Here is a 25395-nt window from a genome sequence, read left to right on the forward strand (position 1 = left end):
CATGAAGGAGGTCGTCATGACGACCGCAAACCCGGAGGAGATTCGCAACGCCGTACGCGACCGCTACGCCGACGCTGCCCGTACCGCCGGCACCGTGCCCCGGCCGACCGAGTACACCCGGAGCCTCTACCCCGCGCACCAGCGCGACGAGCTGCCCGAGCAGGCCCTGACCGCGTCGCTGGGCTGCGGCAATCCCACCCTGCTGGCCGAGCTCGAGCCCGGGCAGACCGTGCTCGACCTGGGCTCCGGTGGCGGCATCGACGTGCTGCTGTCCGCCCGCCGGGTGGGACCCACCGGACGGGCGTACGGCCTCGACATGACCGACGAGATGCTCGAACTGGCCCGCCGTAACGCCGCCGAGGCACACGTGTCCAACGTGGAGTTCCTGAAGGGCTGGATCGAGGCGGTCCCGCTCCCGGACGCCGTGGTCGACGTCATCATCTCGAACTGCGTCATCAACCTGTCGGCAGACAAGGACGCGGTCTTCGCCGAGGCGTTCCGCGTTCTGCGCCCGGGTGGCCGGCTGGCGGTCTCCGACATCGTGCTCACCCGGCCCTTGCCCGAACCGGCGAGCCGGATCATGGCCCTGTGGACGGGCTGCGTGGCCGGCGCGCTGGTCGCCGACGACTACCGCGAGCGGCTCGCCGCGGCCGGTTTCACCGCGATCGACCTGCAGCCGACGCAGGTCTACGACGCCGGCGCCGTCCGGGCGATCCTGGCCGGCGCGGATCCCGCGCGGATCCCCGCCGGCATCGACACCGAGGCGGTCCTGCGGGCGCTGGCCGGCACCGTGACCAGCACGTTCGTACGCGCCGTCAAGCCCACCGCCTGACCCGTCGCACGAGGGCTCGGGCGCACCTGGTGCGCCCGAGCCCGGTTCACTCAGTAGTAGATGACGCTGGTCGCCTTCGTCGTGCTGTTCCAGATGATCGCGCCGTGCTGGAAGTCGCTGCGCCGGCCGACCGAGACGGTGTACTCGTCACTGACCGGGAGGCCGAGGCGGCTGCCCGTCCCGCCCAGGGACAGGTACTTCTTCAGGATCGAGCCGTGCACCTCGTGCGCGCCGATGCCGCTGGACCAGTAGACGTTGCCGCCCTGGAACTGCGAGGCCCGGCCCCCGGTCACCGCGGTCTCGTCCGAGATCGGGTAGCCGAGGAACGCGCCGGTCGAGCCCAGCGCCAGCCACTTGGTGCGGATGGCGCCGTGCACCTCGTGGGCTCCGGTCGCCGACATCCAGTAGATGGATCCGCCCTGGAAGTCGTAGTGCCGGCCACCACCGGCGGCGGGCAGGCTGTCGGTGATCGGGAACTTCAGCAGCGAGGTGACCGTACCCATCGCCTTGTACTTCGTGAGGACCGCTCCGCCGACGTAGTGCGCCGCGCTGGCCGGCGAGTAGTAGATCCGGCCGTTCTGGAACCACTGCACCGCGGTGTCGGTGGTCGTGGCGTCGAGGTCGGCCGTGGTGGCCGCGCCGAAGAACGCCGGGCCGCCGATCGCGAAGTACTTGGTCCGGACCGGTCCGCGGGTGACCGCCTGGAACGGGCTGACGAACCCGTACCCCATGCCCCGCAGCTTGTCGATGACCCGCTGCAGGTTGCCCGGGTCGGTGGACGGGATGGTCACGTGCATGACGATGATCGCCCCGGGCACCGTGTACTTGTCGATCCGGGCGGACACGGTCGCCCAGTCGGCCGCCTGGTAACCGGTGGTGTCGAAGGTCCAGTCCAGGTTGATGTAGTAGCCGCGCAGCGCGAGGTCACGGTTGAGCCCCGAGTCCATGTAGCCGGACCGGTACGGCGCCCGGAACCAGCCCGCCGAGGCGATGCCGGCGGCCTTGAGCGCCGCCTCCGCCCGGTCGAGCTGCGACCAGCGCTGCGCCTGGGTCAGCGTCATGAAGTCCGGGTGGCTGTAGCTGTGGTTGAAGATCTTGTGCCCCTGGGTGGCGATGTTCTTCGCCTCCACCGGGTTCTGCTCGGCGAACCGGCCGGTCATCCCGAAGCCGCCGGTGATGCCGTTGGCCGCGAAGACCCGGAGCACGGTGTCCAGGTTGGCCTTGCTGACCGCGTTCTCCGCCGGGGTGCCGGTGCGCCAGTCCAGATCGAAGGTGAGGGACACGACCTTCGAGGTGTCGTAGCCGCGGGTGAAGACCTGAGCCCGGTACGGCGTGCTGTCCGCTGCCGCCGCCGGCCGGGCCGTCACCCCGCCGACCACGGTCAAGCCGAGCACAGCGACGGCGATCACCAGAGATCGGATTGCCGTTCGCGCCGTTGACCACCGCACGTTCACGAGACTCACCTCCTACCCTCCACCGTCCACGGCCGACTCTCCCGTCATCAGTGCCGTTCGGCCTCTATCGACAGCGGCCGGCACCACCCGGTCCTCCTTCGAATTCGCGGCACGTGGCATCGGGGGGTGAGCGATCCGACGGCTGTCGGCCGGCTCACACCGCGCAGCAGCGGGCGTCCACGAGCCGGCGGTCGGTGACGGATCATCCTGATCGACGGGGCGGGCGGGGCGGCCGGGGGCTACGCCGTCCAGCCGGCCACGAACGCCGGCGCGTACGTGATCGCCACCGCGAGCCCGCGCAGCAGCGAGCGCGCCGGTCAGCTCGCGCGGCTGGCGGCGGAGGTCGACGCCGGCCGGCGCGTCAGTACGATCTGCTGCGTTGTCGCCGATACCGGCGGCGGGGGTCCTGCATGACGTGCCGGACGGTGAACGCCGTCACGGCCACGCTCGCCAGGGCGACCACGACGACGGTGAGCACGGGTGCGCCGCCCACCGACAAAGGCGGCTCGGCATTCGCGACCTGCCGGAGCGATCCGTTCGGGGCGGCGGCCGCCGGTGGCGGCGCGGTCGGCAGCCCGGTGAAGTCGACGATGCCGCTGCTCTCGAGCAGCGTCATGTGGGTCATGACGAACTGGTTCGTCCGCTGGGCGAGCTTGCGGACCGTGTCGTTGCGGGTGCCGGCCCGGATCGTGGCGATGGCCGGGAAGATCTTGCCGTGCGCCGCCCGGAGCCGGTCGATGTACACCTGGTCGAAGTCGGCGCCCTCGGCCTCGCGCATCTCGTCGAGCCAGCCCTGCTGGTCCGCGTTCGGTTCGTCGGGCAGGGCCACGTCGAGCTTCTTCGCCGCGTCCCGGACGAGCTTGTCCAGCGTGACGTGCTGGGAGGCGATGTCCTGCCCGATGGACCGGATCCGGTCGTCGTCGGACTTCTCCCGCGCCATCTTGCCGGCCGGGATCTCCCAGAGCCCGGCCAGCCGGACCTTCACCACGAAGTCCCGGTCCGCCTCGGAGACGTCGCCCCGCCCGCGGTCGGTCAGCAGCCCGTTCGGCGGCACCGGCACGCCGGGTTCGGCGCGGGCCGCCTGCGGGTCGAACAGGGCCAGAACCAGCGCGATCAGGGCCGCACCGGGCAGCCGGTGACGCCACGGTGACATCCGGTGGACCGCGAGCACGTCGTCCTCCAGCCATCGTCACGGGTGTCTCCCGCTCCCACCAGGGATACGAAGCGCAGGCCACCGGGGATCAACGCCTGTCAGCCGAGTTCACGCAGGCGGCGCGGCGATCACCGCCACGTCGTCCTCGGTCAGGCTGCCGAGGACGATCATGCCGTCGCGCTCGGCGACCGCGGTGACGAAGCCGTACGAGCCGTCGGCGACGCGCAGGTCGTGCACCGGCTCGCCGTCGAGGCCGAAGGCCATGGCCCAGGCGACGACGGCGGCCTTGGGGCGTACCGCCTCCGGCACGTTCCACAGCAGGAGCCGCAGGAGGCCGGGCAGCGGCAGGAGCTTGTCCAGCAGCGGGTTGCGCGGGGCGGCGATGCCGACCCAGAGCAGGCCGTCGCTGCCCAGCGACATGTTGTCGGGGAAGCCGGGCAGGTTGTCGGCGAGGACCTCGGTACGGCCGGCGTCCGGCCCGGTCAGCCAGTGCCGCCCGATCCGGTAGCCGGTGGTCTCGGCGTACAGCAGGTACGACTCGTCGGGCGCCAGCACCAGGCCGTTGCCGAACTTCAGCCCGGTCAGCACCGTGGTGACGGTGCCGTCGGGGTCGCGGCGCAGCAGCCGGCCGGTGCAGGTGTGCTCGAAGACGTCGCCGAGGTAGTTCGCGAGGTCCCACCTGCTGGTCGAGGTGGTGAACCAGATCGTGCCGTCGGTGGCCTGCACCACGTTGCTCGCGAACGTCACCGAGCCCACGAGGACCTCGACGGCGCCGTCCGGGCGTACCTCGAGCAGGCCCCTGTCGTGGTCGCAGACCAGGACGCCGCCGTCGGCGCGGGCGTGCAGCCCCAGCGGGCGCCCGCCGGTGTCGGCGAGCACCGTCCGCTCGCCGGTGACCGGGTCGAGGCGCACGATCTTCCCGTCGCCGGTCCCCGTGAGGATCTTCCCGGCGGCGTCGAAGACGACGTCCTCGGGCCCGTGCCCGCCGGTCGGTATCCGGCGCATGACCTGCAGCGGCGCGGTCCGGCCCCGGTCGTGCCGGGCCGGCGGTCGCCAGCGGCGAGGTCTGATCAGGCGGCGGGCCATCCGGTCTCCCTAGGTCGGCAGGCATGGGTCTGCTCGGGGACAAGTGTGCTCGACGCGGGAACTCGCCGGCTCCGGCCGACAGATAACTCACGATGAATGAATACTCCGCCCCGACGACACGCGCCGGCCTCGCCGTGACGATCGGCAGCACGGTCGGTGCCGCCGCCGCTTTCGTGGCCACCGTGGCCGGCTTCCATCGGCTGTTCGACCTCGGCGTCTATCGCGGCGCCGTACGCCACTGGCTGATCGACGGCGGCGATCTCTACGCCTTCCGGTACCAGGGTTCGGGCTTCGGCTTCACGTATCCGCCGTTCGCCGCGCTCGTGCTGAGCCCGCTCGCGGCGATGTCCTGGCCGGTCACGGTCGCCGCGGCGATCACCGTGAACGCCGCCGCGGTGGTGCTCGTGCTGCGCTGGTTCCTGGCGCCGATCCTGCGCCGGCATGCGTGGCCGGTGTGGACCGGCTGCGCCCTGGGGTTCTGCGCCCTGCTGCTGTTCGAGCCGGTACGGCTGACGCTCAAGTCGGGCCAGATCAACCTGCTCCTGCTGGTCCTCGTCTGTCTCGATCACCGCGTCCTGCGAGGCGGCAGATGGGCCGGGGCCGGGATCGGCATCGCCGCGGCGATCAAACTGGTCCCGGCGGTGTTCATCGGCTATCTGATCGTGTCCCGCCAGTACCGGGCGGCGGCCACGGCAGCGGGCACGGCCGGCACGGTGAGCGTGCTCGCCTGGGTCGCCGCACCGGGCGCGTCGCGTACGTTCTGGACGGACGCGCTGTGGGACACCGACCGGGTGGGCCAGGTGGCCGCGCTCTCCAACCAGTCGCTCCGGGGCCTGACCGCGCGCCTCGATCTCGGCAGCCTCTGGTGGCTCGTCGCGGTCGGCGCGGTCGTGGCGATCTGGTTCCTCCGGGTACGCCGTACCGCCGCAGCAGGTGATCTCGGCACGGGATTCGCCCTCACCGGTGTCGCCGGGTGCCTCATCAGCCCGGTGACCTGGGTGCACCATCTCGTCTGGCTCGCGCCGGCCCTGTTCATGCTGCTCGATGCCGCGCTCGCGGAGCCCGGACGGTCCCGTCGCCGGCTCCGGATCGCCGTCGTGGTGATCGGCTACGCGGTGCTCAGCACGAGGCTCACCTGGTGGAGCGCCGTGGGCCCTGACCCGTACGTGTGGGTCTGTCTCGGCCTGCTAGGGGCGGCGCAGGCGCAGACCCTGCATGCCGCCGTCGACGGCCAGCGCGGTGCCCGTGGTGGCCGACGCCAGCGGGCTGGCCAGATAGGCGATCGCCGCGGCGACCTCGTCCGCGGAGACCAGCCGCCCGGTCGGCTGGCGGGCCTCCAGCGCGGCGCGTTCGGCGGCCGGATCGTCGGCCCGGGCCAGCAGGCGGCCGATCCAGGGGGTGTCCGCCGTTCCCGGGTTGACGCAGGTGACCCGGATGCCCTCCGCGAGGTGGTCGGCCGCCATGGCCAGGGTCAGTGACAGCACGGCGCCCTTGGTGGCCGAGTAGAGGGCGCGCTGCGGCACGCCTGCGGTCGCGACGATGGAGCAGGTGTTGACGATGGCGGCGTGCCGCGACCGGCGCAGGTACGGCAGCGCGGCCCGGGTGACGCGGACCATGCCGTACACGTTGACGTCGAAGACGCGGGCCCATTCCTCGTCGTCGTTGTCCTCGACGGTGCCCTGCGCGCCGATGCCGGCGTTGTTGACGACGATGTCGAGCCCACCCAGCGCTCCGGCCGCGGCGTCGACCCCGGCGCGCACGGACGCGTCGTCGGTGACGTCGCAGCCGATGCCGAGCAGAGGCTCCTTCACCCCGGTGTCGAGGTCGAGGCTGGCGACCGCGCAGCCGCGCTCGGCGAGCAGATTCGCGGTGGCCAGGCCGATGCCGGACGCGCCGCCGGTGACGATGGCGCGCAGTCCACCGAACTCTGTCATGGGATCGCCTCTCAGTGGGATTCGCGGGAGACCTGGTCGCCGCTGGAACCGAGCAGGAAGTCGCAGTCGGCGCCGGTGTTCGCCTGCCCGACGGAGTCGACGTAGAGGCGCTCCCAGCCCCGCTGCGGCCGGGCGAACGCCCGCACGGCCTCGGGCGCGGGCTCGCGGGCGGCAAGCTCGTCGTCGGGGACGCCGACGTCGATGCGCCGGTTGGCGACGTCGAGGATGATCGGGTCGCCGGTGCGGACCTTGGCGAGCGGCCCGCCCGCGGCGGCCTCCGGCGTCACGTGCAGGACCACTGTTCCGTACGCGGTTCCGCTCATCCGCCCGTCACAGATGCGGACCATGTCGCGTACGCCCTCCGCGAGCAGTTTCGCCGGCAGCGGCATGTTGGAGACCTCGGGCATCCCGGGGTAGCCCTTCGGCCCGCAGCCGCGCAGGATCAGCACCGAGTCCGGCGTCACGTCCAGGGCCGGGTCGTCGAGCCGGGCGTGCAGGTCCTCGATCGAGTCGAAGACGACCGCCGGACCGCGGTGCTGCAGCAGCTCCGGCGTGGCGGCAGCGGGCTTGATGACGGCACCGTCCGGGGCGAGGTTGCCGTAGAGCACGGCGATCCCCGCCTCGGGCTGCAGGGGGCGTTCGCGCGCCCGGATGACCTCACGGTCGTAGACGGGCACGGCGTCGAGATAGTCGGCCAGTGGCCGGCCGGTGACGGTCAGCGCGCCCGGGTGGAGCAGGTCGCGGATCTCGGCGAGCACGGCGTGCAGCCCGCCGGCCCGGTAGAGGTCGTCCATCAGGAAGCGGCCGGCCGGCTGCAGGTCCACCAGCAGCGGTACGCCCGAGCCGACGCGGTCGAAGTCGTCCTGGCTGAGCTCGACGCCGAGCCGGCCGGCGATGGCGAGCAGGTGCACGACGGCGTTGGTGGAACCGCCCAGCGCCGCCAGCGCGACGATCGCGTTGAGGAACGACTCCCGGGTCATCACGCCGCTCGGGCGCAGGTCGCGGCCGACGAGGTCGACCGCGAGCTCGCCGGTCGCGTGCGCGGCCTCGAGCAGGCGGCTGTCGGGCGCCGGGGTGCCGGCCACCCCGGGCAGGGTCATGCCGAGGACCTCGGCGAGCAGGCCCATGGTGGACGCGGTGCCCATCGTGTTGCAGTGGCCCTTGCTGCGGATCATCGAGGACTCCGAGCGGGTGAACTCGGCGGCGCTGAGCGTGCCCGCGCGGACTTCCTCGCTCAGTTGCCACACGCCGGTCCCGCAGCCCAGCGGGACGCCCCGGAACGTGCCGGTGAGCATCGGCCCGCCGGGCACCACGACCGCGGGCAGGTTCACCGAGGCGGCGCCCATCAGCAGCGCGGGAATCGTCTTGTCGCAGCCGCCGAGCAGCACCACGCCGTCGATGGGGTTGGCGCGCAGCATCTCCTCGATGGCCATCGCGGCCATGTTGCGCCACAGCATCGCGGTGGGCCGCACCTGCGTCTCGCCGAGCGACACCACCGGCAGGTTCAGCGGGATGCCGCCGGCGGAGTGGATGCCGTCGGCGACGCTGCGGGCGACCTCGTCGAGGTGCGCGTTGCAGGGGGTCAGGTCGGAGGCGGTGTTGGCGATGGCGATGTGCGGCCGGCCGTCGAACGCGCCGGCGGGCAGGCCCCGGCGCATCCAGGCGCGGTGGATGTAGCTGTTGCGGACGTCCCCGGCGTACCACTGCGAACTGCGGCGTGGCTGCATCGTCGCCCCCTTCTGGATGGAGGGGATGCTACCTGCTTTCCTAATGATGGAACAGCGGTCTATTATTCGGAACCATGACCGACTCGGACGCCGACAAGCTCGTCGGCTCCGACCGTGTCCTGGCGGTCCTCTCGGAGCTGGCGAAGCACCCGCAGGGCATCGGGCTGGACGACATGGCGCGGGCCATGGCCAGCCCCAAGCCGACCGTCCACCGTGCGCTCGCATCGCTGCGGCGCGCCGGGTTCGCCGTGCAGGACGGGTACGGCCGCTACGTGCTCGGCGACGAGTTCCTGCGGCTCGCGTTCGCGCACCACGAGGCACGTCCGGACCACGTCCGGGTCCAGCCCGTGCTCCAGCGGCTCTGCGCGCGGTACGGCGAGACCGTCCACTACGCCGGCCTCGACGGCCGCGACGTGGTCTACCGCTCGAAGCTCGACCCCACCTCCGGCGCCGTACGCCTGACCTCGGTGGTCGGCGGCCGCAACCCGGCGCACTGCACCGCCGTCGGCAAGATGCTGCTGTCCTTCACGCTGCACACCGAGCAGCAGGTGCGCGACTGGGTCGGCGACCAGGACCTGACCAGGCGCACGGAGAACTCGATCGGCACCGCCGAGCAACTGCACGCCGAGCTGGTCCGCACCCGCGAGCGCGGCTACGGCGTCGACGACCAGGAGAACGAGCCCGGCGTCATCTGCCTCGCCGTACCCATCTTCTTGACCTCACCGTTCGCGCCCAGCGGCGCGATCAGCATCAGCAGCCTGGCGTACCGCACCCCGCTCGGGAAGCTCATCGACGACCTGCCCGCCATCCGGGCCATCGTCGCCGACCCGGCGGAGAACCCGTGACCGGCACGCACACCGCCCGGCCCGCCGGCGCCGGGGTCTACCAGCTCGGCGAGGGCCCGCTCTGGGACCCCCGCCGGCAGCGGCTGCTCTGGGTCGACATCGACGGCCACGCCGTCCACCAGGGCGAGCTCGACGCGGTGACCGGCACGATCGCCGCGATCGGTACGTGGCGATTCGACGCGCAAGCCTGCGCGGTGGCCGTGGCCGCCTCCGGTGACCTGCTGGTGGCCGAACGCGAGACGCTGACCCGGGTCGCGCCGGACGGTACGCGGACCGAACTGGCCCGGGTCCTGCCCCACGGCGCCCCCGGACGGCTCAACGACGGCGCGGTCGACCCGGCCGGCCGCTTCCTGGTCGGCAGCCTCGACCCGCGCCAGCGGTCCGGGACCGAGGTCCTCGTCCGCCTCGATCCCGGCGGCCTGACCGTCCTCGACGACGACCTCACGCTCTCCAACGGGCTGGCCTGGAGCCCGGCCGGGGACACCCTCTACAGCATCGACTCCGTACCGGGCACGGTGTGGGCCCGCGACTACCAACCCTCCACCGGCGTCGTCGGCGGCCGCCGGGAGGCATTCCGGATCACCGACGGCCTACCCGACGGCATGTGCGCCGACGCGGACGGCAACCTGTGGATCGCGGTCTGGGGCCGTGGCCGGGTGGAGTGCCGTACCCCGCAGGGCGACGTGCTGGCCACCGTCCACGTCGACGCCCCGAACCACACCAGCGTGGCCTTCGCCGGGCCGGACCTGGACGTCCTCGTCGTCACCACCGCCGCGGCCGGCCCGGCCGGCCATCCCCACTCCGGACGGCTGTTCACCGCTCGCGTCGGCGCCGAAGGGCTGCCCACGGCGTACTGGAATCCCGACCTCTGACTCCTGGAGCCCTCGTGTTGCTCATGCGTGTCGGCGCCTTCGGCGCCGAGAAGCCGGCCGTCCGCGTCGACGACACCCGCTACGTCGACGTGTCCGATCTGGTCACCGACTTCGACGAGGCGTTCTTCGCCGCCGGCGGGCCCGCCACGCTGACCGCGCCGGTCGCCGGGCGGATCGCCGCCGGGGACGTGCGCGAGCTCGGCGCCCAGCGGATCGGCGCGCCGATCGCCCGGCCGCACCAGATCCTCTGCATCGGCCTGAACTTCAGCGACCACGCCGCCGAGACCGGGCAGGCCGTGCCGGACGAGCCGATCCTGTTCACCAAGAGCCCGAACACGCTCGTCGGCCCGAACGACGACGTCCGGATCCCCCGTGGCGCCACCAAGACCGACTGGGAGGTGGAGCTGGGCATCGTGATCGGCCGGCGTACCTCCTATCTCGGCTCCCCCGCCGACGCCGCCGGCGCCATCGCCGGCTACGTGCTGGTCAACGACGTCAGCGAACGCGCCTTCCAGATGGAGCGCGGCGGGCAGTGGTCCAAGGGCAAGTCCGCCGAGACGTTCAACCCGGCCGGTCCGTGGCTGGCCACCCCGGACGAGATCCCGGACGTCCGCGACCTGGGCATGTGGCTCGACGTCAACGGCGTACGGCGGCAGACCGGCAGCACCCGGACGATGATCTTCGACCCGTACGTCGTCGTGCACCATCTGAGCCAGTTCCTGGTCCTCGAGCCCGGCGACCTGATCAACACCGGCACCCCGCCCGGCGTCGGCATGGGGCACAAGCCGCCCGTCTGGCTGCAGCCCGGCGACGTGATGGAGCTCGGCATCGACCGTCTCGGCCGGGCCCGCCAGCAGGTCGTCGGGCCGCGATGACCCGGGAGGATCAGGCGGAGGGCGGGATCCGCCGGCGCACGTCCTGCACCGTGGCCTCGCCCGCGACCGGTACGGCCACCCACGGCAGCTCGGACGGCGAGGTGACGATGCCCTCCTCGAGGAAGGCGTAGCGCCCGTCCAGGAGCCGCTTGGCCGCCTTCACGTCCAGCGAGTCGGTGTTGTCCCAGAGACCGGCGAACAACGCCTCCGCCCGGATCCGCGCCTGGCGGCAGAACAGATCGGCCAGCTCCAGGCCCTCGGGCCGGTCCTGCCGCTGCGCGTGGGCGCGGACGCACACCGCCGACATCGCGAACAACTCGGCGCCGACGTCGACGATGCGGCCGAGGAAGCCCTGCTTGCGCTCGAGCTTGCCCTGCCAGCGCGACATCGCGTAGAACGTCGAGCGGGCCAGCTTGCGCGAGGTGCGCTCGACGTACCGCAGGTGAGCCGCGAGCGGGCCGAATTCGCCGTACGCGGTCGGCGCCTGGCCCCGCCCGACGGCCAGGGTCGGCAGCCACCGGGCGTAGAAGGCCCCGGCGCGCGCACCGGCGCGGGCCTTCCTGCCGAGCCCCGCGTCCGGGTCGATGATGTCGCCGGCGACCGACAGGTGCGCGTCGACCGCCTCGCGCGCGATGAGCAGGTGCATGATCTCCGTGGAACCCTCGAAGATGCGGTTGATCCGCAGGTCCCGCAGCATCTGCTCGGCCTCGGCCGGACGCTCGCCGCGGGCGGCCAGCGAATCGGCCTTCTCGAAGCCGCGGCCGCCGCGGATCTGGATCAGCTCGTCGCCGACCTGCCACGCCATCTCGCTGGCGTACAGCTTGACCAGCGCGGCCTCGATGCGGATGTCGTTGCGGTCGTCGTCGGCGATCAGGCAGCAGAGGTCCAGCATGGACTCCATCGCGTACGTCGTCGCTGCGATGAACGCGAGCTTCTTGGCGACCGCCTCGTGCTGACCGACCGGGCGGCCCCACTGCACCCGCTCCGCCGACCATTCGCGCGCCACGTTGAGCGACCACTTGCCCGCGCCGACGCACATCGCGGGCAGCGACAGGCGGCCGGTGTTGAGCGTGGTCAGCGCGATCTTGAGGCCCTTGCCGAGGCCGCCGATGACGTTCTCCTCGGGCACGAACACGTCGTGGAAGCGGGTGACGCTGTTCTCCAGCCCGCGCAGGCCGAGGAACTCGTTGCGGCGCTCGACCGTGATGCCCGGCGTGTCGGCCTCCACGACGAACGCGGTGACGCCCTTCTCCGGCACCCGGGCCATCACCACGAGCAGCGTGGCCACAGTGCCGTTGGTGGCCCACAGCTTCACCCCGTTGAGCCGGTAGCCGCCCTCGACCGGTTCCGCCACGGTGCCCAGCCGCGCCGGGTCGGACCCGACGTCCGGCTCGGTCAGCAGGAACGCGGACACCTCGCCCGCGGCCAGCCGGGGCAGGAACTGCTTCTTCTGCTCGGCGGTCCCGAAGGTCTTGAGCGGCTGCGGCACGCCGATCGACTGGTGGGCGGACAGCAGCGCACCGATGGACGGGTTGGCCGAACCCACCAGGGTCAGCGCCTTGCAGTAGTGGAGATTGGACAGCCCGAGGCCGCCGTACTCCTTGTCGATCTTCATGCCGAACGCCCCGAGCCGGGCCAGGCCCTGGAACACCTCGTCGGGGATGCGGGCCTCCCGCTCGATGCGCGCGCCGTCGACCTCCGAGCGGACGTACGCGTCCAGCCGCGCGAGGAACTCGTCGGCGTCGGGACGGGGCTCGGCGGCGGGCCACGGATCGATCAGGTCCAGCCGGAACCGCCCGAGGAACAACTCCTTGCCGAAGCTCGGCTTGCGCCACTCGGACTCGCGGGCGGCCTCGGCGACCTGCCGCGCCTGCTTCTCCGAGACGTGAGCCGGCTTGCGCTGCGTCGTGGTCACGGCCTACCCCCTCAATCCGAGTACGGCTGGAGCCCTGCAAGCCACGCTACTCAGGAGTCCTACCCGGCGGTAGCCTTCCGGCGGCTCCCGGTCAGCGCAGGCCGGCCGCCAAGTCGGCGACGGTGTGGGCCCGGATGCCGGCGACCGGGGCACCGCAGTAGCGGGCGGCCACCGCGCGGACGTGGTCCTCCGCGGCCCCGGCCAGGCCGTCGTAGACGGTGGTGAACAGCTCGCGGGCGGGCTCGCGCAGCCAGCCCGGCGGCAGGAGCCGGGCCGGGAGCTGCGGGTCGAGAACCGGCAGCCGCCGATAGGTGTTCATGACCTCGGTGCGGGCCCGGACCGCCTCGGCCCCGCCGAGCGTCCCGGGCGGCGCCGGGCTCCACCGTTCGACGAAGGCCTCGTACTGCCGGGCGATCCCCGCGATGTCCCAGGCGTCGATCGGATTGCGCCGGGTCGCCGCGTCCAGCTCGACGTGCCGGGCGCGGAAGACGGTCAAGGTGCCGAGGGTGAGGTCGGCGAGCCGCGCCCGGGCCTTCACGTCGAGGTCGCGCGGGGAGATCCAGAGGCCGTCGTACAGCGGCGCGTACCCCATCCACCGCAGCTGACTGCGCAATCCGCGCCGGAGCGTGCCCTCCTCTTGCGGCAGCGAGAAGGCGATGAGCGTCCACTGCTCGTCCCATGGCTGCGCCTCGGCGGGCGTGAGGATCGCGCCGGCGCCGACGGCCAGGAAGGTGGCGGCCCCGGCGGTCAGCCGGTACGAGCTGCGCCGGCCCTCGCGGCGGCCCTCGATCACCCCGCGCCGGGCGAGGCGGCTGATCGCCGTCCGAGCCCCGGCCGGGGTGACACCCGCCTCCGCGAGCAGCGCCACCACGGCCCGGGAGGGCAGCCACGCGCGGTGCCGCAGGGTGTAGTCCGCCAGCAGGGTGACCGCTAGGCCCTGCGGCGAGTTGCCGCTCTGCCGGCGGGGCAGCCGTACCGGTTCGGACAGCTCCTCGGGAAAGATCTCGCCGATGTCGTACGGGCCGGTCACCGCTACGACCCTAGCGGGTCCATCAACATCGATAGTCATTGATTGACAGTTCGCATCCCCGGGGGAAGACTAACTGTCACACGAGTACGACCTCCGGCGCGCGGCACCAGGGCATGCCCGCGTACCGGCGACTCGGCCTGCCCGGGAGCCGCAGGCCCCCCGCGTACTCCTCTCCGCGCTGTCCCAGCCGACGCCGTCCGCGCCGTCCATCGCGCGGCCGGTCGTCCCCGCCTGCGTGCGGGCAACCCAAGGAGCAAGGCGATGAAGATCAGAAGAAAGCTGCTGCTCGCCGCCGCCACCGCGCTGGCCCTCGCCGGGCTGGCCGTGCCCGCGGCCCGGCCCGCGTTCGCCGCCGCGCTGACCGAGGTCACCAGCTTCGGCGACAACCCCGGCGGCATGCGGATGCACATCTACGTCCCGGACTCTCGTCCCGCCCGACCGGCCATCGTGGTCGCCATGCACGGGTGCGGCGGCTCGGGGCCGGGCTTCTACTCCGGCAGCGAGTTCGCCTCGCTGGCCGACCGGTACGGCTTCCTCGTCGTCTATCCCACCGCCACCCAGCAGGCCGGCTTCGGCAACTGCTTCGACACCTGGTCCGACGCCGCCAAGCGGCGCGGCGGCGGCAGCGATCCCGTGTCGATCGTCTCCATGATCACGTACGCCGAACGCCAGTACGCCGGCGACCCGAACCGGGTCTACGCGACCGGCAGCTCGTCCGGCGGGATGATGACCAACGAGATGCTCGCCCTGTACCCCGATGTGTTCAAGGCGGGCGCGGCGTTCATGGGCGTGCCCTTCGGCTGCTTCGCCAACGCCGCCGACTACCCGCCCGGCAGCAGCAAGTGCACCGGCGGCAGCATGGACCGCACCCCGCAGCAGTGGGGCGACCTGGTGCGGCAGGCGTACCCGGGCTACACCGGCCAGCGCCCGCGCATGCAGCTGTGGCACGGGACGAGCGACACGCTCGTGCCGTACTCGCTGTTGCAGGAGGAGATCGAGCAGTGGACCGACGTCTTCCGGCTGAGCCAGACCCCCACGTCGTCCGACCAACCGCAGGCCGGCTGGAACCGCCGCCGGTACGCCGACGCCTCCGGCACCCAGGTCGAGGCGTACAGCATCCAGGGAGCGGGGCACAGCCTGCCGAGCGCCGGCATGGCCGCGTACGCGATCGCGTTCTTCGGTCTTGACAGCCCGGTCACTCCCCCGTCGACGCCGCCGTCGAACCCGCCGTCGAACCCGCCCTCGAACCCGCCGGCCTCGGGCTCGTGCCGGGTGACCGCCACGATGAACGCCTGGAACACCGGGCTCACCGCGAGCCTGACAATCACGAACACCGGCGCCTCGGCGGTGAACGGCTGGTCGCTGGCCTTCACCCTGCCGGGCGGGCAGTCGATCACCTCGGGCTGGAACGCGACCTACTCGCCGGCCTCCGGCCGGGTTACCGCCAGGAACGCGAGCTACAACGGCGCGATCCCGGCGAACGGCTCGGTGAGCATCGGGTTCCAGGCGAGCCACACCGGTAATACGGGTACGCCGTCGGACTTCGCGCTGAACGGCAGCACCTGCAGCACCACCTGATCCCCCCGGCCCCGGCCGGTCAGGCGGTCGCCGGGAGCAGGTCCAACAGGCCGTCCGCGACGGCCCGGGCCGGCTCCCGGTACGCCGTCTCGAGCTCGCGGAACCGCTTCTGCGCCCGCACCGCGGGCCAGTCCGGCGGCAGGTGCTCGACCGGCAGGCGGGGATCGCGCCGGATCGCGTGCAGCCACTCCGCGATCAGCGTGAGGCGGGCCGCGAGGGGGTCGCTCAGCGGTGGCGGACCCTCCCAGCGGGTCAGGAAACCGGTGTAGGCCGCGGCGAGCGCGGGCAGGTCGTACGCATCGCCCACCATGACGCCGATGTCGGTGCGCGATCCGGCCCGGGCGTGAAAGATGCGGGCGTGCGCGTCCAGGCCGAGGCTGCTGACGATGTGGTCGGCGGCCACCTCGCCCGGTGCGATCCACAACCCGCCCTGCAGCGGTCCGAACCCGGCCCAGGCCAGCTGTGAGCGCAGGTCGTGGCGCTGGCGCTGCCAGGAGTCGGGCAGCGAGAAGCTCAGCAGCGTCCAGCTGCCGTCCCAGTCGTCGTTGACCGCGCCGGCCCGCCAGATCCGGTCGCGGCCGTCGCGCAGCAGCGCCGTGGACCGCTCGGTGAGTCCGAAGTACATGCGGCGGCCGTCGCGCCGGCGGCGCAACAGGTCCCGGCCGGCCATCCGGGTCAGAGTGGACCGTGCGGCGTGCTCCGAGATGCCCAGCCGGTCACACACGTCGATCACGCTCCCGGAGAACACGCACAGGTCCCGGTCGAGCAGGTAGTCACCGAACAACATCAGCAACAGGGTCTGCGGGCGGGGCCCCGCGGGTTCCGTTGGCGGCATGAGAAGAATGTTAGGCAGAATATTGACGGTCGTGACGGACGCGCCTAACTTTACCTTCCTGTAACGGCAGAACCCCTCGCTGAGGAGGTACCCGTGCGCAGATCCACGACCGTCCTCGTCGCCCTCCTTCTCGTCACCGCGGCCGGCTGCGGTGACGGCAACGACTCCACCTCGGACGATTCCATCCGGGTCGGCCAGATCGTCTCGCTGACCGGGAACTACTCCCCGCTCGGCACGGAGAACCAGAAGTCGGTCGCGCTGGCGGTCGAGCAGCTCAACAACGCCGGCGGCATCGGCGGGCGGCGGATCGAGCTGACCGTGCGCGACGACAAGAGCCTGCCCGACCAGGCCGTGCTGGCCTTCAACGAGCTCAAGGGCGACTCCGACGCGATCATCGGCTCACCGTTCTCCAACTCCGCCCTGGCGACCATTCCGCTGGTCGACCGGGAACAGGTCCCGTACCTCTCGCTCACGCCGGCCGACGAGCAGGTGCGACCGGTGCACCCGTACGTTTTCGTGGTCCCGGCGACCTCCGGCACGTACGCCGAGGCGGCCCTGCGATACCTGCAGGCCACCAGGGTCACCCGGCTCGCCGTCGCGTACGACACCAAGAGCAGTTACGCGGTGGCGGGCTTCAAGGGCCTGCAGGAGAAGTCCGCGCAGTACGGCGTGACGCTCGACCCGATCGAGCAGTTCCAGACCACCGCCACGGAGTTCGGCGCGGTCTTCACCCACGTACGCTCCTCCTCCGCGCAGGCGCTGATGGTCTGGGCCACCGGCGCGCCCGCCGTCGCCCTCACCAAGCAGTACGCGGCGAGCGGCCTGAAGATCCCGCTGATCCTCACCGGCGCCCAGGCCAGCAAGCTGTTCCTGGACCCGGCCGGCCCCGCGGCCGAGGGCGCCGTCGTGGCCAGCTCGATCGGCGTGGTCGGCGACGCGCTGCCGGCCGGCGCGCAGAAGACCGCGATCGAGGAGCTCTCCACCGCCTTCCGGGCCAAGTACGGCTACCCGCCGCCGCAGTTCGCCCAGGACGGCTGGAGCGGGGTGAAGCTGCTGGCCGCCGCGGTCGAGAAGGCCGGCGGGACCGACCGGGCGAAGGTCCGCGACGCGCTCGAAGGGCTCACGCTGACCACGCCGAACGGCACCTACCGCTACTCGGCGGCCGACCACAGCGGGCTGACCGCCGACTACATCGCGATCAACACCGTGCGGTCCGGGGCGTTCGTGCCGACCGACTACACGAAGACGAAACTCGCCACGCTGGGCGGCCGCTGATGGCCCGAGGCGCCGCCCTCGGCGTCTCCGCGGCGAGCCGGGCGTTCGGCGGCGTCTACGCCGTCCGGGACGTCGGCCTGGGCCTCGAGCCGGGCGAGCTGCGCGGGCTGATCGGGCCGAACGGGGCCGGCAAGTCGACGCTGTTCGCCCTGATCGGCGGTCAGCTGCGGGCCGACGCCGGCACCGTGTGGCTGGACGGCGCCCGGATCGACCGGCTCAGCGCGGACCGCCGGGCCCGGCTCGGCGTCGGCGTGGTGTTCCAGGCGGCCCGGGTCTTCCCCGGGATGACCGCGCTGGAGAACGTGATGGTCGGCGCGCACGGCACGACCGGGGCCGGGTTCCTGGCCGCGGCCCTGCGGCTGCCCGCCCACCACCGCGAGGAGCGGATCATCCGGGAGCGGGCCCGGGAGTGTCTGGCGCGCACCGGGCTGGCCGGATGGGCCGACCGGCCGGCCGAGGCACTGCCGCTGGGCCAGCAGCGGGCTCTGCAGCTGGCCCGGGCGCTGTGCGGACGGCCCCGGCTGCTGCTGCTGGACGAACCGGCGTCCGGGTTGCGCGCGGCCGAGCGCGAGCGGCTGTCGGCGCTGCTGGCCGAGCTGCGCGCGGAGGGCCTGACCATGCTGCTGGTCGAGCACGACGTCGGGTTCGTCATGCGGCTCGCCGACCGGATCACCGTGCTCGACCTGGGCCGGATCATCGCCGAGGGCAGCCCCGCCGACGTGCGCGCCGATCCGGTCGTGGTGGACGCGTACCTGGGCGCCGGGAGCCCCGCGTGAGCGCCGTGGTCGAGGCCCACGGGCTGGTCGTGCGCTACTCCGGGGCCACCGCGCTGGACGGCGTCGACCTGACCGTCGGCGAGCACGAGCTGGTCGCGCTGATCGGCGCGAACGGCGCGGGCAAGACCACCCTGGTCCGGGCGCTGTCCGGCCTGGTCCGGCCGGCCGCGGGCCGGGTCGTCGTGCACGGGAGGCTGGCCCAGGTGCCCGAGGGCCGGGAGGTGTTCGCCGGGCTCAGCGTCGACGACAACCTGCGGCTGGGCGGCTGGCGCAACGGCCGCGCGGGACGCGCCACCGGGCCGGTGTACGAGCTGATGCCGGAGCTCACCGCGGTGCGCCACCGCGCGGCCGGCACGCTGTCCGGCGGCCAGCAGCAGATGGTGGCGATCGGCCGCGCGCTGATGGCCCGGCCGGACGTGCTGGTCGTCGACGAGCTCAGCCTCGGCCTGGCCCCGAAGGTCGTCGACGTGCTGGTCGGTCACCTGCGCCGGCTGCACGAGGACCGCGGGCTGGCGATGCTGCTGATCGAGCAGAACGCCCGCCTGGCCCTCGGGCTCTGCCACCGCGGGTACGTGCTGGAGGCCGGCCGGGTGGCGCTGCACGGCGACGCCGGCCGGCTCGCCCACGACCCCCGGGTCACCGCCGCCTACCTGGGCGGCCACGTCACGACCGAGGAACCGCGATGAGCGACCTCCTCGGCTACCTGCTCACCGGGCTCGGCATCGGCGCCGGTTTCGCGCTGGTCGGCAGCGGCATGGTGGTGATCTACCGGGTGACCCGGGTGGTGAACCTGGCCCAGGGCGCGTTCGCCGTGGTGGCCGCGATGCTCGCCTCCACCCTGCTGGCCACCGGGCTCCCGCACGGGCTCGCCGAGCTGACCGGGGTGCTCGTCGCGGCCGGCGCCGGGCTGGTGGTCGGCGTGGTGGCGATCGGCCGGCCGGGCACCGACCCGGGCACGGCGCTGATCATCACTCTCGGGCTGGGCGTTCTCGCGTACGCCGTCGAGGTGACCGTCTGGGGTGACCAGCCCCGCTCGTACGCCGGCCTGCCCGGAGCCACCACCGTGGGCGGGGCCCGGGTCCAGACGCACTACCTGCTGATCGTCGCGGTGACGCTGCCGGTCTTCGCCGTGCTGACCGCGTTCTTCCGGCGTACCGACCTGGGCAAGGCGCTGACCGCGTGCGCGCAGAACCCGTACGCGGCCCGGGTGGTGGGCATCGACGTCCGCCGGATGGGCCTGCTCGCGTTCGCGCTCGGCGGCGCCCTGGGCGGCCTGGCCGGCGTGCTGGTCACGCCGGTGCAGCAGGTCACCTTCGACAGCGACGTGACGCTGATCGTCAACGGCTTCGCCGCCGCGGTGCTCGGCGGGCTGACCCGCCCGGCTGTCGCCCTCGCCGGCGGGCTGCTGCTCGGGGTCGCGCAGACCCTGATCGCGGGCTACGGCGGCGGCGCCTTCCAGCTCGAGATCGCCCTGCTGGTGATGCTCACGGTGATGGTCGGGCAGGCGCTGCGCGCCGGTTCGGTCCGGGAGGCGGTGCGATGAAGGCGTGGCCGATCGTGGGCGCCGCCGCGGTGAGCCTGGCGCTGCCGCCGCTGCTGCCGGAACGCCAGCTGTCGACGTACGTGCTGCTCCTGCTGGCCGCCACGGTCACCGCCGGCGTGTCGCTGCTGATGGGGTACGCCGGTCAGGTGTCGCTCGGCCAGGCGGCGTTCTACGCGATCGGGGCGTACGCCGCCGGCCTCTCCGCCGTGCACGGCGTACCCACCCTGATCGGCCTGCTCGCCGCGCCCGTCGTGGCGGCGCTCGCCGCCGTCCTGATCGGAGCGCCGCTGCTGCGGCTCCGCGGGCACCACCTGGCCTTCGCCACCCTCGCCGTGCACCTGATCCTGCTGTCCCTGCTCGGGCAGGGCACCTGGGCCGGCGGCGCGATCGGCCTGCAGGGCATCCCGCCGCTGACCCTCGCGGGCACCCCGCTGCGCGACGATCTCGGCTACGCCTACCTCGCCTGGGTCGTGCTCGCCCTGGTCCTGCTGATCAGCCGCAACGTCGTGGACTCGCGGGCCGGCCGGGGACTGCGCGCGGCCGCCGGCAGCGAGATCGCGGCCGCGGCCGGCGGCGTGCCGGTGGGCGGCTACCGCCTGGCCGTCTTCGCGCTCTCCGCCGCCTTCGCCGGCCTGGCCGGCGGCGTCTACGCCTTCTACCTCGGCTACCTCGCGCCCGGCTCGTTCCCGCTGCTGCTCTCGATCGAGTTCGTGGTGATGGCCGTGGTGGGCGGGCTCGGCACGATCACCGGGCCGGTGGCCGGCGCCGCGGTCCTCACCCTGCTGGTCCAGGCGCTCAACCAGCTCGGCACGCAGGGCGGGATGCCGAGCTACGCGCCCGTCGTGCTGTCCTACGCGGTCTACGCGCTGCTGCTCGTCGCCGTGGTCCGCTACCTGCCCCGGGGCATCGTCCCGACGCTGACCGTCGCACGGAAGGACCCGTCATGAGACTCGACGACAAGGTGGCGATCGTGACCGGCAGCGGACGCGGGCTGGGTCTCGCGTACGCCGAGGCGCTCGCCGCGGCCGGCGCGGCCGTGGTGGTCAACGATCTGGACCCCGCGGCCGTGGACGCGGCGGTGGCGCGGATCGCCGGCGCGGGCGGCCGGGCCACGGGGGTGGCCGCCCGCGTCGGCGGCCGCGAGACGGCCGAGGCCCTCGCCGACGCCGCGATCGACCGGTTCGGCCGGCTCGACGTGCTGGTCACCAACGCCGGCGTGCTGCGCGACCGGGTGTTGTGGAAGATGACCGACGAGGACTTCGACGAGGTCGTCCGGGTGCACCTGCGCGGCACCTTCACCTGTGCCCGGGCGGCCGCCGTCCGGATGCGGGCGCAGGGCCAGGGCGGCCGGCTCATCCTGATCTCGTCGCCGGCCGGTCAGCGCGGGAACTTCGGGCAGACCAACTACGCGGCCGCCAAGGCCGGCATCGCGGCGATGGCCCGTACGTGGGCACTCGAGCTCGCCCGCAGCGACATCACGGTGAACGCGGTCGTGCCGGTCGCCGCCACCGAGATGACCAAGACCATCCCCGCCTTCGCCCCGGCGATCGAGGAGTCCGAGCGCACCGGCGCGCCGCTGCCCGGGTGGATGCGCCGCGACGAAGGGCTGGGCACCCCCGGCGACGCCGCCGGCCTGATCGTCTTCCTCGCCTCGGACGCGGCGAAGGACGTCACCGGGCAGGCGATCGGCGTCGGCGGCGACCGGCTCACGCTCTGGGGGCACCCGTACGAGAAGGCAGTCGCGTTCCGGGACGGCGGCTGGAGCGCCGAGGCGATCGCCGCGGCATGGCCGGACGGCATCGGCGCCGAACCGGAGCCGTACGGCATCCCGGCGCCGAAGGGCCCGGAGGCCTAGATGGACGTCAGGTCGTTGACCGCGATCGACGTGCACACGCACGCCGAGGTCGGCCGGGACGGGCACCCCTCGCTCGCCCCGGAGCTGATGGTCGCGTCCGCGGCGTACTTCGGGGCGCAGGGCCACCGGCAGCCGACGATCGACGAGATCGCGCGGTACTACCGCGAGCGCGCCATGGCGGCGGTGGTCTTCACCGTCGACGCCGAGCACGCCACCGGGCACCGGCGGATCAGCAACGAGGAGGTCGCCGAGGGCTGCGCGGCCCACCCGGACGTGCTGATCCCGTTCGCCAGCGTCGACCCGTTCAAGGGGCGGGCGGGGGTGCGTGAGGCCCGCCGGCTGGTCGCCGGGCACGGCGTACGCGGCTTCAAGTTCCACCCGAGCCTGCAGGGGTTCGCGCCGGACGACCGGATGGCGTACCCGCTGTACGAGGCGATCGAGGAGCTGGGCGTGCCCGCGCTGTTCCACACCGGGCAGACCGGGATCGGCGCCGGCGTGCGCGGCGGCGGCGGGATCCGGCTGCGGTACTCGCATCCGATGCTGGTGGACGACGTGGCCGCCGACTTCCCCGACCTGCGCATCATCCTGGCCCACCCGTCCTTCCCGTGGCAGGACGAGGCGCTGGCGGTGGCCACGCACAAGCCGCACGTGTACATCGACCTGTCCGGCTGGTCGCCGAAGTACTTCCCGCCGCAGCTGGTTCGCTACGCCGACTCGCTGCTGCAGGACAAGGTGCTGTTCGGCTCCGACTACCCGGTCATCACCCCGGACCGGTGGCTCGCCGACTTCGCCGAGCTCGATCTCAAGCCGGCGGTCCGGCCGAAGATTCTCAAGGACAACGCCGCCCGCCTGCTGGGCCTGGACAAGGAGGACGCATCGTGATCACCGTTGACGGGCTGCCGGAGGTCATCGCGCTGGCCGGCCGGGACCTGGGCCGCAGCGACTGGCTGGAGATCACCCAGGACCGGGTGAACCGGTTCGCCGACGCCACCGGCGACCACCAGTGGATCCACGTCGACCCGGAACGCGCGAAGGACGGCCCGTTCGGCGGCACCATCGCGCACGGCTATCTCACCCTGTCGCTGGTGATCCCGCTGTTCAGCTCGCTGCTGGAGATCCGGGGCGTCGCGATGGGCGTCAACTACGGCCTGGAACGGGTACGGTTCCCCAGCCCGGTGCGGGTGGGCTCGAAGATCCGGCTCGCGGCGTCCGTGGCCGAGACGAAGCCGGTCGGGGGCAACGGCGTCCAGCTGCTGGTGGACCTCACCGTGGAGGTCGACGGCGGGACCAAGCCCGCCTGCGTCGCCCGTGCCGTCTACCGCTATTACGCATGACCGCGGGCGTACCGGTGCGCAACGCCGGTCTGGGCTCCTGGCCGGCCCGGCGGGCGGCGATGTCCCCCGGCCGCGACGCGCTGGTCTTCGGGGACCGCGTCGTCACCTACGCCGGGCTGGCCGGCCGGGTCGCCCGGCTGGCCGCGCGGCTGCGGGACGGCGGCGTGCAGCCGGGTGACCGGATCGCCTATCTCGGGCCGAATCATCCGGCCTTCGTCGAGACGATGTTCGCCACCCACCTGCTCGGCGGGATCTTCGTGCCGCTGAACTTCCGGCTCGCCGCGCCCGAGGTCGACTACATGCTGCGGCACAGCGGCACGGTCGCGCTGGTCCACGCGCCCGGCAGCGCGTTCTCCGCCCGGCCCGGCACGGTCGTCGAGGTCGGCGACGCGTACGAGAGATGGCTCGATGCCGCGGGTGAGCCGGCGCCGCCCGACATCGCCGTCGGCATGGACGATCCGGCCTTCATCCTCTACACCTCCGGCACCACCGGCCGGCCGAAGGGCGCCGTCCTCACCCATGCCAACGTCTTCTGGAACTGCTACAACCTGCTCGCCGGGGTGGATGTGACCAGCGACGAGGTGACGCTGATCGGCGCTCCCCTGTTCCACGTCGCCGCGCTCAACCAGTGCCTGCTGCCGACCTTCCTGAAGGGGGGTTGCAGCGTGCTGATGCCGTCCTGGGACGCCGACGAGGCGCTGCGGCTGATCCCCCGGCACGGGATCACCTGGATGTTCGGCGTGACGGCGATGTTCGCGGGCCTGGCGCAGTCGCCGCGCTGGCCCGGGACGGACCTCTCATCGCTGCGAAGCGTGATGTCCGGCGGCGCCCCGGTGCCCGAGTCCCTCATCCTCGCGTACCAGGACCGGGGGCTGACGTTCTGCCAGGGGTACGGGATGACGGAGACCGCCCCGGGCGCGACCTTCCTGGAGGCACGCGAGAGCCGTACGCACATCGGCTCCGCCGGACTGCCGGTCTTCTTCGCCGGCGTGCGCTGTGTCCGGCCTGACCTGAGCGACGCCCCGCCCGGCGAACCCGGCGAGGTGCTGGTCCGCGGACCGAACGTGACACCCGGCTACTGGAACGACGCCCGGGCCACCGAGGACGCCTTCACCGCCGACGGATGGTTCCGCTCCGGTGACATCGCGCGCGTCGACGCCGACGGCCATCTGCACATCGTCGACCGGCTCAAGGACATGTACATCTCCGGCGGCGAGAACGTCTACCCGGCCGAGGTGGAGTCCGTGATCTTCGAGCATCCGGCCGTGTCCGAGGCCGCCGTCGTCGGGGTGCCCGACCCGGCGTGGGGCGAGGTGGGCCGGGCGTTCGTCGTCCCGGTGCCCGGCGCGGCGCTGGACGGCGACTCCGTGCGCGCCTTCCTCACGCCCCGGCTCGCGAAATACAAGATCCCCGTCTACGTCGACGTCGTACCGGCGCTTCCGCGCACCGGCTCCGGGAAGGTGCGCAAGGCCGAGCTCCGGCGCCGGCCGGGCGGGCGGCTACCGGGCGGGCCGGGCCCGGGAGAACAGGAAGCCGGTCACGGCCGGGGCGAAACCGGGCCCTAGCTGCGGTACGTGCGTGCCGCCGTCGATCGTCCAGGCCTGGACAACCGACCTGTCCGCGCAGCCTTCGGTGTAGCTCCGTACCGACGTCTCGGCGGCCGGGAGGTTCGTGACGAGGTCGAGCTTCGGGGCGTCGCGGCCCGTGGTGGCGCAGTGGTCCAAACGCAGCCACTGGGCGACCGTGGCGTCCGCCGACGGGTACGCGTTGCCGTCGATGTCCCCGCCGGTGAACGCGACGGTCTCGTCGGTGCTGCTGTGGATGGCGAGCACGCTCACCGGCCCGGACGGCCGGCACCGGGCCGGGTCGCTCCAGCTCGCGCCGTTGAGCGAGACGATCGCGGTGACCTGGTCGGCGTGGTCGCAGGCCATCCGGAACGCCATGAAGCCGCCGTTCGAGTGCCCGATCAGGTAGACCCGGCCCCGGTCGAGCCGGTACGCCTCCTGCAGCGTGGTGATGAGGCCGCTGAGGTAAGCCGAGTCGTCGGGTTTCGGATCGGAGAAGGAACAGCACGCGTCGGTGGCGTTCCAGAAACGCTCACCCCGATCGTCTTCCGAGCCGTCCGGGTACGCGTAGACGAACCCCCGCCGGTCCGACTCGGGAGTCAGCCGCAGGTACGACTCCAGCTCCTTCGCGTCGGAGGTGTAGCCGTGCAACCCGACGACCAGGGCCGCGGGACGGGCCCGGTCGTAGGAGGCCGGGACGTGCACGGTGACCTGCCGCCCGCCGATCTCCACCGTGCCGGTGCCGCTCGCAGGCAGCGCCGGCGGGGACGCGGACGGCCGGGGATTGTCCGCCGAGCCGCACGCCACCATCACCATGAGCGCCGCCACGGCGGTCACCGCCCGGACCGCCCGCCATCGGTTCAGCCTCATCGCACCTCCCCAGGGATGCGGTCTGAGGATACCGCCGGCGA

The 25395-nt window shown here is 72.8% G+C and carries 23 protein-coding genes and 1 pseudogene; 15 read left to right on the forward strand and 9 right to left on the reverse strand.

Features of this window, described 5'->3' with window-relative positions:
* Positions 1–16: 16 nt before the first annotated feature.
* Positions 17–832 carry an arsenite methyltransferase gene (gene arsM, locus AB0K03_RS08025; RefSeq protein WP_364681968.1) on the forward strand — a complete coding sequence of 272 codons (816 nt, stop codon included), beginning with the start codon at positions 17–19 and terminating at the stop codon, positions 830–832.
* A gap of 50 nt (positions 833–882) precedes the next feature.
* Here arsM and AB0K03_RS08030 read toward each other — a convergent pair whose 3' ends face one another.
* The 3 genes from AB0K03_RS08030 to AB0K03_RS08040 all read right to left on the reverse strand — a co-directional run bounded on the left by AB0K03_RS08030 (position 883) and on the right by AB0K03_RS08040 (position 4525).
* Positions 883–2241, reverse strand: coding sequence for a polysaccharide deacetylase family protein (locus AB0K03_RS08030; protein ID WP_364681970.1), 1359 nt, complete (start codon positions 2239–2241; stop codon positions 883–885).
* 406 nt (positions 2242–2647) lie between these two features.
* The gene (locus AB0K03_RS08035) at positions 2648–3457 is read right to left on the reverse strand and encodes a DUF4142 domain-containing protein (protein ID WP_364681972.1); all 810 of its coding nucleotides are present in this window, start codon (positions 3455–3457) and stop codon (positions 2648–2650) included.
* A 90-nt stretch (positions 3458–3547) separates the two neighbouring features.
* Positions 3548–4525 (reverse strand): SMP-30/gluconolactonase/LRE family protein, encoded by a 978-nt coding sequence (locus AB0K03_RS08040; protein WP_364681974.1) that lies wholly within the window; start codon positions 4523–4525, stop codon positions 3548–3550.
* Positions 4526–4617: 92 nt separating this feature from the next.
* On the opposite strand from AB0K03_RS08040, the pseudogene AB0K03_RS08045 reads away from it, so the two are divergent.
* A pseudogene (locus AB0K03_RS08045) lies at positions 4618–5502 on the forward strand (glycosyltransferase 87 family protein); the annotation flags it as partial.
* 210 nt (positions 5503–5712) lie between these two features.
* On the opposite strand, the gene AB0K03_RS08050 reads toward AB0K03_RS08045, so the two are convergent.
* Positions 5713–6459 (reverse strand): SDR family oxidoreductase, encoded by a 747-nt coding sequence (locus AB0K03_RS08050; protein WP_364681976.1) that lies wholly within the window; start codon positions 6457–6459, stop codon positions 5713–5715.
* A gap of 11 nt (positions 6460–6470) precedes the next feature.
* Positions 6471–8186: an IlvD/Edd family dehydratase gene (locus AB0K03_RS08055; RefSeq protein ID WP_364681978.1), complete on the reverse strand. Its 1716-nt coding sequence runs from the start codon at positions 8184–8186 to the stop codon at positions 6471–6473.
* Positions 8187–8260: 74 nt separating this feature from the next.
* Between AB0K03_RS08055 and AB0K03_RS08060 the strand changes: the two genes are divergently transcribed.
* The 3 genes from AB0K03_RS08060 to AB0K03_RS08070 are packed head-to-tail and all read left to right on the forward strand — an operon-like array spanning position 8261 to position 10778.
* Positions 8261–9031, forward strand: coding sequence for an IclR family transcriptional regulator (locus AB0K03_RS08060; protein WP_364681979.1), 771 nt, complete (start codon positions 8261–8263; stop codon positions 9029–9031).
* Positions 9028–9903, forward strand: coding sequence for an SMP-30/gluconolactonase/LRE family protein (locus AB0K03_RS08065; RefSeq protein WP_364681981.1), 876 nt, complete (start codon positions 9028–9030; stop codon positions 9901–9903). The genes AB0K03_RS08060 and AB0K03_RS08065 overlap by 4 nt, the downstream gene beginning before the upstream one ends.
* Positions 9904–9917: 14 nt before the next feature.
* The gene (locus tag AB0K03_RS08070; protein ID WP_364681982.1) at positions 9918–10778 is read left to right on the forward strand and encodes a fumarylacetoacetate hydrolase family protein; all 861 of its coding nucleotides are present in this window, start codon (positions 9918–9920) and stop codon (positions 10776–10778) included.
* Between the two features lie 10 nt (positions 10779–10788).
* On the opposite strand, the gene AB0K03_RS08075 is transcribed toward AB0K03_RS08070, so the two are convergent.
* Both AB0K03_RS08075 and AB0K03_RS08080 read right to left on the reverse strand, forming a co-directional pair.
* Entirely contained in the window at positions 10789–12693 is a 1905-nt protein-coding gene (locus tag AB0K03_RS08075; protein WP_364681984.1) for an acyl-CoA dehydrogenase family protein, read from the reverse strand.
* A 91-nt stretch (positions 12694–12784) separates the two neighbouring features.
* Positions 12785–13723 carry a PaaX family transcriptional regulator C-terminal domain-containing protein gene (locus AB0K03_RS08080; RefSeq protein ID WP_364681986.1) on the reverse strand — a complete coding sequence of 313 codons (939 nt, stop codon included), beginning with the start codon at positions 13721–13723 and terminating at the stop codon, positions 12785–12787.
* Between the two features lie 261 nt (positions 13724–13984).
* On the opposite strand from AB0K03_RS08080, the gene AB0K03_RS08085 reads away from it, so the two are divergent.
* Positions 13985–15301 (forward strand): PHB depolymerase family esterase, encoded by a 1317-nt coding sequence (locus tag AB0K03_RS08085; RefSeq protein WP_364681988.1) that lies wholly within the window; start codon positions 13985–13987, stop codon positions 15299–15301.
* A gap of 19 nt (positions 15302–15320) precedes the next feature.
* Here AB0K03_RS08085 and AB0K03_RS08090 read toward each other — a convergent pair whose 3' ends face one another.
* Complete coding sequence (locus AB0K03_RS08090) at positions 15321–16136, reverse strand: PaaX family transcriptional regulator C-terminal domain-containing protein (protein ID WP_364681990.1); 816 nt, start codon at positions 16134–16136, stop codon at positions 15321–15323.
* Between the two features lie 93 nt (positions 16137–16229).
* On the opposite strand from AB0K03_RS08090, the gene AB0K03_RS08095 reads away from it, so the two are divergent.
* The 9 genes from AB0K03_RS08095 to AB0K03_RS08135 are packed head-to-tail and all read left to right on the forward strand — an operon-like array spanning position 16230 to position 24484.
* The gene (locus AB0K03_RS08095; protein ID WP_364681992.1) at positions 16230–17411 is read left to right on the forward strand and encodes an ABC transporter substrate-binding protein; all 1182 of its coding nucleotides are present in this window, start codon (positions 16230–16232) and stop codon (positions 17409–17411) included.
* The gene (locus AB0K03_RS08100) at positions 17411–18187 is read left to right on the forward strand and encodes an ABC transporter ATP-binding protein (protein ID WP_364681994.1); all 777 of its coding nucleotides are present in this window, start codon (positions 17411–17413) and stop codon (positions 18185–18187) included. Before AB0K03_RS08095 ends, AB0K03_RS08100 begins: the two co-directional genes overlap by 1 nt.
* On the forward strand, positions 18184–18873 hold the full coding sequence (locus AB0K03_RS08105) for an ABC transporter ATP-binding protein (protein ID WP_364681996.1): 690 nt from the start codon (positions 18184–18186) through the stop codon (positions 18871–18873). Before AB0K03_RS08100 ends, AB0K03_RS08105 begins: the two co-directional genes overlap by 4 nt.
* Positions 18870–19730 (forward strand): branched-chain amino acid ABC transporter permease, encoded by an 861-nt coding sequence (locus AB0K03_RS08110; RefSeq protein WP_364681998.1) that lies wholly within the window; start codon positions 18870–18872, stop codon positions 19728–19730. Before AB0K03_RS08105 ends, AB0K03_RS08110 begins: the two co-directional genes overlap by 4 nt.
* The gene (locus tag AB0K03_RS08115) at positions 19727–20677 is read left to right on the forward strand and encodes a branched-chain amino acid ABC transporter permease (protein ID WP_364682000.1); all 951 of its coding nucleotides are present in this window, start codon (positions 19727–19729) and stop codon (positions 20675–20677) included. The genes AB0K03_RS08110 and AB0K03_RS08115 overlap by 4 nt, the downstream gene beginning before the upstream one ends.
* A complete protein-coding gene (locus AB0K03_RS08120; RefSeq protein WP_364682002.1) occupies positions 20674–21585 on the forward strand; it encodes an SDR family oxidoreductase in 912 nt (303 codons plus the stop codon). The genes AB0K03_RS08115 and AB0K03_RS08120 overlap by 4 nt, the downstream gene beginning before the upstream one ends.
* A complete protein-coding gene (locus AB0K03_RS08125) occupies positions 21586–22467 on the forward strand; it encodes an amidohydrolase family protein (protein ID WP_364682004.1) in 882 nt (293 codons plus the stop codon).
* Positions 22464–22919 carry a MaoC family dehydratase gene (locus AB0K03_RS08130; RefSeq protein ID WP_364682005.1) on the forward strand — a complete coding sequence of 152 codons (456 nt, stop codon included), beginning with the start codon at positions 22464–22466 and terminating at the stop codon, positions 22917–22919. Before AB0K03_RS08125 ends, AB0K03_RS08130 begins: the two co-directional genes overlap by 4 nt.
* Positions 22916–24484: a long-chain fatty acid--CoA ligase gene (locus AB0K03_RS08135; protein WP_364682007.1), complete on the forward strand. Its 1569-nt coding sequence runs from the start codon at positions 22916–22918 to the stop codon at positions 24482–24484. The genes AB0K03_RS08130 and AB0K03_RS08135 overlap by 4 nt, the downstream gene beginning before the upstream one ends.
* On the opposite strand, the gene AB0K03_RS08140 is transcribed toward AB0K03_RS08135, so the two are convergent.
* Complete coding sequence (locus AB0K03_RS08140; protein WP_364682009.1) at positions 24419–25354, reverse strand: alpha/beta fold hydrolase; 936 nt, start codon at positions 25352–25354, stop codon at positions 24419–24421. The two genes, AB0K03_RS08135 and AB0K03_RS08140, sit on opposite strands and share 66 nt — an antisense overlap.
* Positions 25355–25395: the final 41 nt, after the last annotated feature.

Source organism: Actinoplanes sp. NPDC049316, from assembly GCF_040677315.1.
GTDB lineage: Bacteria > Actinomycetota > Actinomycetes > Mycobacteriales > Micromonosporaceae > Actinoplanes.

Bases quoted from the DNA above. Each gene is read 5' to 3' on its own strand.
- arsM (WP_364681968.1), top strand. From the start codon at position 17: ATGACGACCGCAAACCCGGAGGAGATTCGCAACGCCGTACGCGACCGC.
- AB0K03_RS08040 (WP_364681974.1), bottom strand. From the start codon at position 4,525: ATGGCCCGCCGCCTGATCAGACCTCGCCGCTGGCGACCGCCGGCCCGG.
- AB0K03_RS08050 (WP_364681976.1), bottom strand. From the start codon at position 6,459: ATGACAGAGTTCGGTGGACTGCGCGCCATCGTCACCGGCGGCGCGTCC.
- AB0K03_RS08055 (WP_364681978.1), bottom strand. From the start codon at position 8,186: ATGCAGCCACGCCGCAGTTCGCAGTGGTACGCCGGGGACGTCCGCAAC.
- AB0K03_RS08060 (WP_364681979.1), top strand. From the start codon at position 8,261: ATGACCGACTCGGACGCCGACAAGCTCGTCGGCTCCGACCGTGTCCTG.
- AB0K03_RS08085 (WP_364681988.1), top strand. From the start codon at position 13,985: ATGAAGATCAGAAGAAAGCTGCTGCTCGCCGCCGCCACCGCGCTGGCC.
- AB0K03_RS08090 (WP_364681990.1), bottom strand. From the start codon at position 16,136: ATGCCGCCAACGGAACCCGCGGGGCCCCGCCCGCAGACCCTGTTGCTG.
- AB0K03_RS08100 (WP_364681994.1), top strand. From the start codon at position 17,411: ATGGCCCGAGGCGCCGCCCTCGGCGTCTCCGCGGCGAGCCGGGCGTTC.
- AB0K03_RS08110 (WP_364681998.1), top strand. From the start codon at position 18,870: ATGAGCGACCTCCTCGGCTACCTGCTCACCGGGCTCGGCATCGGCGCC.
- AB0K03_RS08115 (WP_364682000.1), top strand. From the start codon at position 19,727: ATGAAGGCGTGGCCGATCGTGGGCGCCGCCGCGGTGAGCCTGGCGCTG.
- AB0K03_RS08120 (WP_364682002.1), top strand. From the start codon at position 20,674: ATGAGACTCGACGACAAGGTGGCGATCGTGACCGGCAGCGGACGCGGG.
- AB0K03_RS08125 (WP_364682004.1), top strand. From the start codon at position 21,586: ATGGACGTCAGGTCGTTGACCGCGATCGACGTGCACACGCACGCCGAG.
- AB0K03_RS08135 (WP_364682007.1), top strand. From the start codon at position 22,916: ATGACCGCGGGCGTACCGGTGCGCAACGCCGGTCTGGGCTCCTGGCCG.
- AB0K03_RS08140 (WP_364682009.1), bottom strand. From the start codon at position 25,354: ATGAGGCTGAACCGATGGCGGGCGGTCCGGGCGGTGACCGCCGTGGCG.